The organism is Solilutibacter silvestris (assembly GCF_050574925.1).
Classification (GTDB): domain Bacteria; phylum Pseudomonadota; class Gammaproteobacteria; order Xanthomonadales; family Xanthomonadaceae; genus Solilutibacter; species Solilutibacter silvestris_A.
Window position 1 is genome coordinate 1 of record NZ_JBCMOO010000006.1, and the last position, 14,000, is coordinate 14,000.

1 protein-coding gene is annotated in these 14,000 nt (G+C 56.9%); it reads left to right on the forward strand.

The window, feature by feature from the left end; translation table 11 throughout:
* Window positions 1-69 precede the first annotated feature (69 nt).
* A complete protein-coding gene (locus ABE093_RS11245; protein ID WP_430760995.1) occupies window positions 70-13,998 on the forward strand; it encodes a putative Ig domain-containing protein in 13,929 nt (4,642 codons plus the stop codon).
* The last annotated feature ends 2 nt before the right edge of the window (window positions 13,999-14,000 follow it).

The following is a 14,000-nucleotide window of genomic DNA, read 5'->3' on the forward strand; positions in this document are numbered from 1 at the left end:
ACCAACGATGCCGATGGCGCTGGGCAGACGCTGACGTTCAACTACGACGGCACGCTGACCGATGGCGGCGTGAGCTACACCTCCACGCAGGTGGTTGACTCGGCGGGACGAGGCTGGACCTATGCCTACGATGCGGCCGGCCAGTTGCGGGTCATCCAGGCTCCGGCGGTGAACGGCCAATCGGGCGTCACCCATTATGCCTATGACACTTCGGGCAACCTGACCCAAGTCACGGACGCGCAGAACCGACAAACAGCGTACGCATATGATGTGAATGGAAATCTCACTACAAAAATCTTTCAGCTCAGCGAGCGGACCGACCGGCAATACAACGCAGCGAATCAGATAGTTTGCGAAACGCAATATTCGAAAATCGAAAGCGGCATGGCTGTATTGGGGAGTGCTGAGACCAAACGTTATATCTATGACGCCAGCAATCGCCTGCGCTTCATTGTGGATACCGCAGGTGACGTGACGGAGTACCGCTACGCCGCCGTGGGCATGGGTGTGCAACAACTGTCATCAACCTTGACGTACTTGGGAGGCGGGTACGATCTCACGGGGCTGACGCCGACACAGGCATTGACCGAATCCCAGCTCGCCAGCTGGGTGTCCGGGCAGGACATGGGGCAAATCACTCGTGTCGACTTCAGCTACGACGTCCGAGGTGCACTGGCCGAACGTCGGGCGTATGCCGCAGTTGATGCCAATGGCGTTGGCGTGATCGATGCTGCGCTCGAGATCGTGCGCTACAGCTACGATGCCCAAGGCTTGCTGCGCCAAAAGGTCGAAGTGCGCGGCGCCAATCGTGACCAACTGGAAGGCACTTCCTTCGTCTACGACGGCATGGGGCGATTGACGTCCACAACCGATGCACTGAACAACATCACGACACGCGTGTATGACGATGCCAACCATCAGTTGGTGGTGACGCAGGCGAACGGACTGATCCAGACCCAGGTCTATGACCAGGCGGGGCAGGTCATCACCGCGACCGAATCTGCGACTTCGACCAGCGAAGTGCATACCTCGCAGTGGTTCTATGACGCCGAAGGGCAATTGCGGGCGACACAGGATGCCTCAGGGGCAAGAACTTACCGTTTCTACGATGCGCAAGGACGTTTGCAGGCCGAAGTGGATGGAACCGGGGCAGTGGTGGAGTATCAGCATCTCACCATCAATATCGTCAAGGAGATTACGTATGCAACCAGGGTGGATACCACCGGCTGGTTGGTAGATGGGCAAGTTGTTGTTAGCGATATCTCAGCGATCCGCCCTCCCTCAACGCTAGCCGATCGGGGTACGTCATACGCATATGGCAAGTATGGGCGTCTTGATGCGTTGATTGATTCAGCGAAGGTGACCAGCTACAAGTACGATGGGACAGGGCGCCTGATAGGAACCGAGGTCATGGCGGGAGATGAGTCTCCTACCGTGCAGCGGCGTATTTCGCGGATTTTCTATGATCTTGCCGGCCGCCAAGTCGGTGTTCTGGATGCCGAGGGATATCTGACGGAATACACCTATGACCGGGCTGGTCGCCAAGTGGGTTCGGTCCGATATGTGCATGCTACCGATGCAAGCTTGCGTGCTTCCGGAACGCTCGATCAACTACGTCCGACATCAACGGCATCTGATCGAATAAAGAAATACTTCTACGATGGAAGAAGCAATCTGATTGGAACGCTTGACGAAGATGGAGGTCTTGTAGAAAACGTCTTCGATGAAGCCGGGAACAAGCGCGAAAGCCGAGCTTACGACCTCGGGTTTTCTCCGTACGAAAACTCCTTGGAAGCGCTGCGTGCCTTGGCGGTCACGTTTGGTGCATCCATGCGTGTTTCACGCATGGCATACAACGCATTGGGCCAAATCATTACGCAAACCAACCCGGAAGGCACGGTTACTACCTACAGTTATGATGTGTCGGGTCGGCTGATTCGAACTGATACGGCAGCGGGTACGAGCGAGGTTCGTGAGAACAATCAGCGCTACGACGTCTTCGGAAACTTGATTGGCGAACTTGGTGGCGAGGGTTCGCTCAAGCTGATGCCGGGAATGACCGAAACCCAGCTTGACGCAATTTATAACCAGTATGGTGTCACTCATCGTTACGATGCTTTGGGTCGTCGCATCGAGAGCGTCGATGCCGAGGGTAACAAGACTTGGTACGTCTACGATGCATCCGGACGACAGACCTTCCAGGTCCGAGGTGTAACCGATGCAAATGGCGTGCGCAATGGTGCAGGCGAAGTTATCGAAACACGCTACAACGTCTTTGGGCAGGTTCAGGATACAACGGCTTATACCGGCCGAATCACGATTGCGACGCCTGGCGATCGTGTGAGCATGCTGCAGGCCGTGAGCACATTGCAATACGTGGCAACGTTGGATGGACGCCAGCAATTCACTTATGACCTCGGCGGACTTATGGCAAGTCGCCTGGATGCCAACGGGTATCTGACAAGGTATACCTATAATGGCTTTGGCGAACTGAAGAGCAAGACGGAGTTTCTTGACCTTGCACAGACGCAGAGCGAATCCACCACATATGCATATGACATGTTGGGAAGGCTCACCAGTACGTTCAAATCGTCGAGCTTCGACAACAAAATCAAAGTCGAATCGAATTTCTGGGATGCGTTCAACATTTTTCTTTCAGTAGATGCGCGCAATCGTGGAACATTGCATTACTACAATCGTCGTGGGCTGAATACAGTCAATAGCTTGTACCTTGAGAATGGGCAGTACCAGTCTGACATGCGCTGGTACGATGCCTATGGTCGAGTTACTGCCTCATTTGAGGGAATGGATGAGACCACTTACACCTACAACGACTCCGACAAAAGCGTTACGGTGACAAGTCCGGAAGGCGTCGCAGTCAAGACAGTCCATAACGCCTTCGGCCAGACAGTCTCTGTGACCGATGGGCTGAATGAAACCACGAGTTATACCTACGATCATGATGGTCGTTTGATTAGTGCCACTGATGCAGCTGGTGCGACCATAACAAACGAATATGACGTGCGCGGCTTGTTGCATCGAACGATCGATGCAAGTGGCCGTGTCGTTGAATTGAATTACGACGCGGCTGGTCGCGTGCTGACACGTGTAATTGATCCCGGCGACGTATTGTTGGATTTCCGGAATATCACGACGACCTATGCATACGATGGGCAAGGGCGCCAAATTCAGGTAACCGATCCGAGCGGCGTCATCACCCAGATGAAATACGACGCTGCAGGTCAGCTGATCGAGAGTACGGTCGATCCGTTGGGGTTGGCGCTTAAAACCGTTTATACATGGGATGGCTTGGGTCGCCAATCGAGCGTCACCACAGGCGCAGAGACCATTTCGGCTCATACCATCGGCTATGTCTATGATGGTCTTGGTCGTCGGATTTCCGAGGTAGTGGATCCTAATGGTTTGGCGCTGACGACGAGCTTTAATTACGATGGTAACGACAACGTCATAAGTCGTACGGATGCCGCAGGACGTGTCACGAGTTACGCTTATGACAACGGGAATCGCCTGATCCAGACGATCGATGGCGATGCTGGTGTGACTCGGATGACCTACGACGTCAAGGGTCAACTTGTCGCAATGCGCCGCTATGCAAACCGCATGCAGGCAAATGGCACAGTCCTTGCTGACGATACGCACGATGTTCAGGAGTATCGCGTCTATGATCGTGATGGTCGGATGCGCTATACGGTGGATGGCGCGGGTGCCGTTTGCGAGTACAGCTACGATCGTGCAAACCGTCTGACGCAGACGCGTCATTATGCCGCCACGATCGATATCAATTCGGCACGTGCAGGATTGCAGGCAGGGAGCCTGACGCCGTCTCCTGTTGGGGACAGTGCCCATGATGAAGTCATCAGTCAGGTATACGACGAAGTAGGTCGCGTCCGATTCATAGTGGATGCCGCGGGAGGTGTAACCGAATCACGCTACGACGCGGCAGGTCGGGTAATCGAAAGCATTGGTCATGCGACTGCGCTTGAGATGACTGACATCTTGCGTGCTCAGCTCAAGGCAGGCATGGCCGACGTCGCGATGGGGGGAATGGTGGGCGGAGTCACCGGAAATGCCCGCGCGCAATCGTATATCTATGATGGTGCAGGGCGCCGGATCTTTGCCATTACACGCGCAACCGTAAACGGCATAGGCGATGTAGGCATCGTCACGCAAACAATCTACACGCCATCCGGAAAAATCTGGCTGCAGGACACCGCCAATTGGCTGACACCGTCTTACCAGGTATTTGAAAGCCAGGCTCAATTGTTTGAAGTTGCATCGAATTCTCAATCCACTTATGTAGGGTTGGGTGCAGTCCATAGCATTCAATATGCGTACGACACGGCGGGGCGCTTGCGTTTCAGCGTGACTCCCGAGGCAAGTCCATACGGTGCCGTTACGGAATGGGTGTATGACGCCGCCAATCAGGTTGTGGCAAAGAAAAATTACAACGCCACATACGGTTGGTATGTGGAGATGGATTCGCTCGAATATTGGACGAGCATGCGCTCGTCTTCCGAGACGCGCACCACGGAATTCCAGTACGACAATGCCGGACGCCTGACGCAGCAAATCGATGCATTGGGTCACGCCGAGTCCTGGACTTATGATGGCGCTGGCCAGAAGACCAGCTATACCAATCGCAACAATCAGACTTGGACCTACCAGTACGACGGCGCGGGGCATCAGGTCGCCGAGATCAGTCCGCAGGTTGCGGTGACCTCAGCGGATGCGAACGGTCAAATCACCCAGGTTTCTCGCGCCATCGTCACCCGCTTGGCTTACGACGGCCTGGGCAATGTGATCCGCAAGAGCGAGGACGCGGATGGCGGGATGGCCCGTACCACCGAATACGGCTATGACAATCGCGGTCACCAGATCCTGACGCGCTTCCCGGATGCAGGCCAGCTTGATTCCAACGGTAATGTCGCGACGACGGGAGCCCAACCAACGATCGAGGTGACGTATGACGCCCTCGGCAATGCGGTTGTTGAGAAGGACGTGCAGGGCAACTATCGGCATCGCGTGTATGACGCTGCGGGCAGGCTCTCCTTCGAGGTTGACCAGGACGGAGGTGTCACCGGCTATGAATACAACGTTTATGGCGAGCAGGTATTGCTGACGCGCTTCTCGAGAACAGTTGCTGTAGATAGCAATCCGATTGTCGATCTCGATCCACGGATCAGTGAGCTCGATCGGACTATCACAACCGTTTACGATCTGAGCGGACGCAAGATCGAGGTTCGGCAGAGCGAGGTCGATTGGGCCGATGGCGCCGGATTGTCCGGCATGAGCTCGCCAACCACGCGCTATACCTACAACGCCTTCGGGGAACTGGTGAAAGAATCGGTATTGCGCTCGGGTAACGCCGACGATGCCACCGCGCAGTGGGCTGATACCTTGCATTATTACGACGAGCTGGGGCGCCAGTTCGCGATGGTGGATGCCGAGGGCCACCTGACGCGAATGGAGTACGACGCGCAGGGTGAACTGATCAAGCAGACCGAATTTGCCGTTGCACTATCAAGCGCAGACGTGGGTGTGTATCCAATTGATCCACCGGCGGGGGATAACCGAGCTACTGGCTATGATCGCGTCACTGAATACCAATACGACGCGCTCGGCCGCAAGGTCAAGGAAACTGCCCATCGCCACGATTGGAGTGATACATCTTTCGCTGGGAGCGCTGCCGATGTCGTCACCGACATCGTGTACGACAACGAAGGCCATGCCGTCTCGACGTCGGTGTCGGGCGTCACCACGCAAACCAGCTATGACGCGCTGGGGCGGGCCCAGTCAATCACGGAACAGGGGCGCCAGGCACTGCGTGCCGATGCAAGTGATCAAATTGCCAGCAACATGGCGCTGGAACTCGACAATGTATCGTCGCTGTACCAATGGGTTTCCCCATACACCACGATGGCATACGACGCCTTTGGCAATGTGATCCAGGTGCGTCGTTACGCCAAGGGAGAAGAGGGCGGCGCGTCGGCTGCCGACCAGATCCATACCACGCGTTATGACTGGCAGGGGCGTGCGGTCTGGGAGCGCGATGAAGCTGGCACGGTCTATACCCGTGTTTATGATGCCGCCGACCACATCGTCCAGAGCCGATATCGCCTGGAAGGCACCAGTGCGCGCTGGGCGGAAGTGGTGACTTACGCAACGTATGACGCCTCGGGCCGGCAGACGTCCTCCGTCATCCAGCGGGAAACGCACCGCGGCGATACGGGGGTTGTGCTCTCGGTCGAAACCGACAGCGCTTCCTATGTGGACTACAACGTTTTCGGGGAAATCGTCGCCAAATATGAGGACAACGATCCGAACAGCAACGCGCCACGCGTGGAATACCGCTATGACGCTGCTGGCCGTATGTACTCCAGCAATGAAGGAGGTATCTGGCACCAATATCGTTACGACCTGGCCGGCAATCAGACCGAGGAAAGCCATGAAGTCCGGTTGGGCGCGACGTTCGAAGGGGTGACGCACGCCCAGGCGACCACGCGCAATCAATTCGATCTTCTCGGGCGCATGGTCCGGCAGACCATGCCGACTGCCGACAATGGGGCTGGGCAGGCGGTGGTCGAAAAGACCTACGATCGCTGGGGCAACGTCCTCGGCGTCACCTCGCCAACAGGGGGCTTCACCGAATACCAATACAACGAGCTCAACCAAGTCATCGTCGAGCGACGCCCAACCGTGTCCGTTTTGCACGGGAACGGGACAATGACCGATGAGAAGCCAGTGTTCCTGTACGGCTACAACGCCTTGGGCCAACTTGCATGGTCGATGAATGCACTGGGTGGTGTTCGGGTCAACACTCTGAACAATGTCGGGCAGGTCGTGGCGACGGAGGATGGCACGCACAGGATCTCCAGTGTGGCTTACAACGCGCTCGGTGAGCAGGAGCTCAGCGCAGACCCCATGGGTCACGTGACGTTCCAGACCTTCGATACGGCAGGTAGGGTAACCGCGCAGGGCGACTTCACTTTTAATGGCGCAGGCGGGAGAAACCGCAACGTCCGCGAATCTTATGTCCTGAACCAGAACGGAAATCGCCTGCGCGTGACCGATGCATTGGGCAACGCGGCGACATACGACTACGACAGTCGTGGCCTCATGTTGCGGAGCCGAACGGCAGCCGGTGTCGTCATGGATTACGCCTATGACTACCAGGGCCACAAGATCCGCGAAACCAATGCGTTGTCGGATGCGTCGTTGCTGAACAACACTTCATCCGCACTTTCAAACGCGGGAGTCTTGCCTGGTTATCGTGTTCTGCCAGCGGGACGGCAATGGAGTTACGTGATTCCCGCGGATACGTTCAAGAATCCGTGGAACCAAGCCTACACGATCGATGCCGTGGTGGAGCGATACCAGTCCGGCGGTTATGCAGCCAGTTCCGATTTCAGCTTCGATTCGACGACGGGAACAATCAGCGGGCAGGCACAGTTGGGAGCCTCGTATCGCATCACCTTCAAGGCGCATGCAACCGAAAACGGGGACGTCGCCACGGCGGTTATGTACTTGTCGGGCATGGACGCCACTCAATTCGATACCGAACAAGCCGGAACGCCAGTCGTCAATCGTGGCATTCCGGACATGTTGGTCGCGCCAAACACTGCCTTCGCCTTCAACCTCTCGCCGGGAACGTTCGTCGAGCCGCAGGGCCAAACGCTGACCTATAGTCTGCGCGTCGAAGAGACGCATATCGAATGGATAGAGGACGAATCAGGCAGTCACCGGGAATGGGTCACAGACTACTTCGATCTCGCATCTTCGGGACTTTCGAGCAAGATAACGCTCGATCCGGCGACCGGAAGTTTCACTGGCAATGTGGGCGCTGGCCAGTATTACTTGCAGCTGGTTGCAACCGATCCCGATGGGAATGAGAGCGTCCAGGAGTTCACCCTGAATGCTTCCGTGGCGGCAACCCAGCCCGCGCGGCGGACTGTGACGGACAGCAATGGTCAGGTCGTCAACCTCGACGAGCAGACGTGGGAATACAACCTCTTTGGTCAGCTGGTCGAGCATCACGACCTGAGCGGTGCAAGATACGCTTATACCTACGATGACGGCCAGCAGATCCTGCAGCATAGCGACTGGTCGCAATCGACGATCACCACGCCGATCTACGATTACGTCGACGAGAACGACACCCTGTACTGGAACAAGTACGGCGGGCGGCCCGATGCGATCGTCGGATACGAGACGACGATCATCAACAATGATCGCGAGCTCGTGTACTACGCCAACGGCCAGTTGGCGGAAATCCGCGAAGGCAGCAACTGGACCAAGTACGAATACGATGCCTCCGGTAATCGTACGGCAGAAGAAACGCTGACGCACAACTCGGGTGGGATCGTTCATCTGCGCACCGAGATGATGTACGACAGCAACAACCGGCTTGCACGTGTCACCCAGATCGATTTGGGCGCGGGCAAAGGATTGCTGGACTTGCGCTATAGCTACGACGCGATGGGCAATCGCATGCGCGTCATGGTGAAAGGTGGCTACGGTGCCAGCCAACCGCCAGTCGTCACCACCGACTTGCCGCCAGTAGTGGTCACGCCGTTACCGGATGCGCACCTGGCAATCGGCGTTGCATGGTCATGGGCGATTCCCGCGGCTTCCTTCAAGGATCCGGAAAAAGGCCCACTCAGGTTTGACGTGGATACCGTGGATGATGACTGGCCGGACTGGCTCGATTACGACCCGACCACCCGGACGTTCTCCGGAACGCCGACCGAGGACACTTCCGTCACGATTCGTGTGACGGTCACCGATCTCGACGGCAAATCCGTCACCGACGACTTCGTGATTACTGCCGCGGAAAACCAGCCGCCGGTGGTGGTGAAAACATATCCGCTCCTGGAAATGCCGATTGGGCAACTGTGGACGCTGAACGTTGCAGATGCCTTTGAAGATCCCGAAGGCCAGCCATTGACTTTCGTGGGGGCGCAATGCAGCGAAGGCGCAAGTCTGCCGGATTGGCTCCACTTCGATGCGACAACCGGAACATTTTCTGGAACACCGTCCGCCAACGAACTCAACAATGGCTTTGCCGTTTACGTGACGGTTCAGGACTCGATGGAAGCCCAAGCGACCCTGCGGCTGGACTTGCACCCCATCCTGCCAACCTTCCCGGGCTTTGCAAATCTCGATTTCAACGCCAGTCCGTCGACCAGTGACTGGAGTCCGTCATCGAATGGCCCGGTAGTTGCCCAGCATGTCGGTTACATCGGAACCGGCGCTAATCCCGGTACCGTGGTCCTGACCCAGGACGGCAAGCGCGCAATTACTGCAGGACAGAGCGTCACGATCGGCGTGCAGTTCGATTTCCACGGGTACAACAGCAGCACCCAGGGTCATGGCGTCGCCGGACAGACGGCCGTTGGTCAGATCGTGTGGTACGACAGTGCCGGCAACCAGATCGGGGTTACCGAAGGCACCAAGCTGGATGGCATCAACGGTTATGCCGGCTGGACACAGTTCGCCGTCACCGCGAATGCGCCTACTGGTGCCGCGTACTACTCGATGCGTTTCATGACGACGCACACGATCAGCAGCGCGTCGATCAACGTTGACAACGCCTTCTACGTCGATCCCAATGGCAGTGGCGGCGCAGTGCCGGCCGGATATAGCGCACCGCCGATCCTCAATCGTTCGATCGCCAACCAAGGCATCGCCACAGGCACCAACTGGTCGTTCCAGTTGCCAACGGACACGTTCACCGACGCCGACACGCCAGTCCTGAACTACAGCGCTTATATCCTCATCGACGACGGCGCCGGCAACATCACTTACGATGCGTTGCCATCATGGCTGACGTTCGATGAGGCCACGCGCACGTTCTCCGGAACGACATCCACGGCGCAGGCATTGACGATCGCAGTGACCGCCAGTGATGGCACGGCGTTCGCGCAGACGCAGTTCGCGTTGACGGTATCGGACACGCAGACCAACCAGCCGCCGCATGCCAATGGCACCGTTCCAGCGCAGGCCGCGACAATCGGGCAGGCGTGGAGCTATCAACTGCCGGTGGGAATCATCACCGATCCGGAAGGACAGGCATTGACCTGGACTGCCTCCTTGCAGGGAGGTGGCGCACTACCATCGTGGCTGAGCTTCAATGCATCGACGCAATCATTTAGCGGCGCGCCGGATGTTGCGGGCAACTACTCGATCGTTGTGACGGCAACGGATCCGGAAGGAGCGGCAGCCGGCGTTCAATTCACAATCATCTCGCAGACACCAGCATCTAGCGCGGAATATTCCGGAACCGATGGACAGCAGGTCCAGTGGTATTTCACGGGGTTTGATGATACGCAGGCTGCTCAATTTCTTGTTGTATACGAAGAACGAGCCGATGGTAGCTGGCAAAATTCGGAAGGCTACTACGTTGGGGGATATTCAACAGGGCAGAAATACGTCACCGGTTCTGCGCATGCGGTAGATGGCCGCTACAACTACCGCATCATGATTCAGGCGGAGGAAAACAGTTATGGCGCGCAGATTCATACTGTGGGAATTACACCAGCTGCAGTAGCTGCGCAGTCTTCGATCAATCCGCAATTGCAGATGCTGATTATCGCGCCTGGAGGTGGCGGAGATGGCGGCACAGGTGGCGGTGGTGCCGGAGGCGGCGGAACTGGGGGTGCCGGTGCCGGGGGGGGCTCGGGCTGGACCGGCAATACCAACGAAGACGGTTGGGAGGAGTATTGGTACAGCTACGACGTAGAGAACCGGATGACGGTGGCGCATGGGGAATTTGACGCGGTCGAAGGCCAAGTTGTAGTTGCGAAGAACAACTTGGGTCTGAGCTACGGCTTGGAATACGACGTTGCTGGGCGCATGTCCCTGCGCTGGACGCATACCCCCGGTGGCGGGGCCACTGACTTCACTTACGAAGACACCAACTATGACGAACGAGGACAACGCACGTCGATCATCCAGAGCGGCCTGCTGACGGAGAGCTTCTCCTACGATGCAGTGGGCCGCCAGACCGCCCACCGGACTTATGTAGGCAATTCCGACGGTAATCCAGTCCTCAATCACCTCGACGTCACCGAGTACGACGCCGATGGACGGACCGTACGACAGGCCAGCTATGGCCACGCCGTGACCCCGGACGGGCTGGACATGGCCGAGGCAGAACACCTGCAGCGGCTGTCGCAGGTCTACATGCAGCCCTATGACGCCGCAGGCCGGATGACCGGTTACAGCTACACCTCGTTCTCGAACGAAGTGGGGGTGGGCAATTCGACGGCACCGAGCCACTTCAGCCAGATGTTCGCCTACACCTATGAAGGCCGGGAGAGCTATCTGGAGAAGGAAGTCCGCGGGTCGAGCACGGATGCCAACTTCAAGGCCAGCACCTCGACCAGCACGTATGACGCCTGGGGCCGGCGGATCGCAATCGTGGAGTCGACTCCGAACGTGAGTTCGCGCACGCGCCTGTTTGACTACGACATGGAAGGCAACATCCTGCAGCGGACGGAGGCGGACAGCAGCACCACCCGCTACGCCTACGTGCAGGGCCAGAACGTGGCCAGCGGTGGCAGCAATGGCAGCTTGGATGTGCTCAGCCACCTGACGGGATACCAGACCAGCGATGTGGGCACGACCAATGCCCAAGTGCAGGCCGGCGATACCCTGCAGAACATCGCCCAGCGGGTCTATGGCAACAGCAATCTCTGGTACGTGCTGGCCGAGGCGAATGCGCTGAGCGCCAGCGACCCACTGGTTGCAGGGACCACGCTGAAGATCCCGCAGGTCCAGGTTACCAAGAACGACGCGACGACGTTCAAGCCGTTCAGTGCGAATGAAGCAATCGGCAATACAGCACCGAGTCTTCCCTACATCACGCCGCCGCCGAAGCAGCATTGCAACACATTGTTGATGGTCATCATCATTGTGGTGGCGGTGATCGTGACGATCTATACGGCGGGTGCCACAGCGGGGGCCATGGGAAGCGTTGCGACCGGTACCGGAGCTGCTGGCACCACAGCAGGAGTGACTGCAAGTGCAGCGATGGCAGGGACTGCCACTGCTGCTGGTACAAGCACGTTTGCGACGGGATTAGCTGCACTTGCTGGTGGATACGGTACAACAACAGCCATTGTGGCAGGTGCTGTGGGCGGAGCAGTAGGTAGTATTGCATCCCAAGCAGTCGGTAGCGCGATGGGCGCATCGGATTTCAGCTGGAAGAACGTTGCAGTTGCCGCAATCACGGGTGGCGTGACAGCTGGCGTGGGTTCCTACCTCTCTGGTTCAGGTAGTGCGCTCGCATCCAACATCTATACACGCGCAGCTACCATGGCGACTGTCAGCACAGCAACCAGTTATGCGGCCAACAAGCTGGTGGGGAATGACGTGCACTTCAGTTGGAAGGAACTTGCGGCCAACGTCACAACCTCGATCATCACTGCAAGCGCGACAAAGGGAATTGCACAATGGGCCCAGATTGACCCAACGACCACTTCGGGCCAGTTCAAGCTGGACATGATTGGCGGCGTGGTTGGCGGGATTGCCGGCGGCAACGTGCGCAAGGCCTTCGGGGTTGGAGGAGCACCCGATTACGGTCAAATTGCGGTTGATGTGTTCTCGAACGTTTTGGCGAACAGCTTGGCCGGGCAGCATGCCTATAGTGCATCGTTGGCTCAGGCAGATCAGATGCGGGCAACTGCTTGGATAACCAACGCAAGATCCGATGAAGCTGCGGAAGCATCCCGAGAACTGCGGTATTTCGTGCAGCCAGATGTTGAGGTCGGAGGTCCGTCGGATGACGGGTCTTGGAGGCTTGGAGATGGCAGCTTGTTGAGGCTGCCCTCTGCGACGCAACCACAGGAGCTAGACAGAATTGTTGTTACGGGATACAGGACACCTAATTATTTTGATAGTTTTAATTTCTCTTCGAATGTAAATAGCTGGAGTGGAAATTGGCGCTTTGGTCAATCTTTGGACAAGGCGTCAAATAGTCAGGCGTTCTTTGTGCGATATCCAGCGCCAACATCTCAAGCAGCATCGCGCATTACGCTTCCACAGCTTATTGATCGTTATTTGAATCCAGATTCCGGGTTAAAGTACATTGAAGACAAGCTGCATGGTCTCGCGGAAATCTTCCGTCAACATGAGGGGGCAGCAGCAGTTCCTGTTAGCCAAAGGAACACATCTGACTATCTGAATCTTGATGTTGCTGAGAACTATGTAATTGCTGGAGGACTGGATATGCTGTCGGGAGGCGCCCATCTGGCACGTCCCGGAAAACCATGGGAGGCGCTCATTGGCTTGCAATCTGCTCTTTCAAATCCTGACCCCGTAGTTCGCAGAGCCTATAACGCTTGGACGTCGGCTGCCCCGAGTGAGCGCGTAGATATGGCTTACACCGCAAGTGGCAACTTGGTTGCAGGTTGGGGTGCGGGTGAAGCGGTAAGCGCAGCTCGACTCACTGGAACAACCCTGGTCCAAGCGGAGGCGATTGGTCCTGAGGCAGCAATTTTCGATGCTGCTAACACGCGGCTTGCATCTGATCTAGATCGGATCGCCGCCGATGGGCACGCTATCGCGCGTCATGGTGGTGCAATAACAGACTCGCAATTGATGAATCGATCTTTGATGGGGTATGCGCCAGATGGGTCTGTAAAGCTCAATCCAAAGACTCAACAGCCAATTTTGCCGCCGATGTCGACGGCCTTTTATTCCGATGATGCGTTGGCTTATGCCGATAACGCTCTGCGCCAGAACTATCTGGAGAAGGCTGTAGCACTTTCGCCTATTCAGAACCTCATTCGTCTAAACGGAGTGGACCTCGGGGTTGATCTGGGTAGAGGATATGCGCGTATTGGCAGTTCTTCCTACAATCCGAGTTTGCAGGGCCCCCTCCAGCGAATAGATCGACTCCAAAGGGTAGATGCTGTTTACAAGTGGAGTTCGGTTGAAAATCGCTGGGTGACCGACACAATTTTCCCGACGAAGTGATC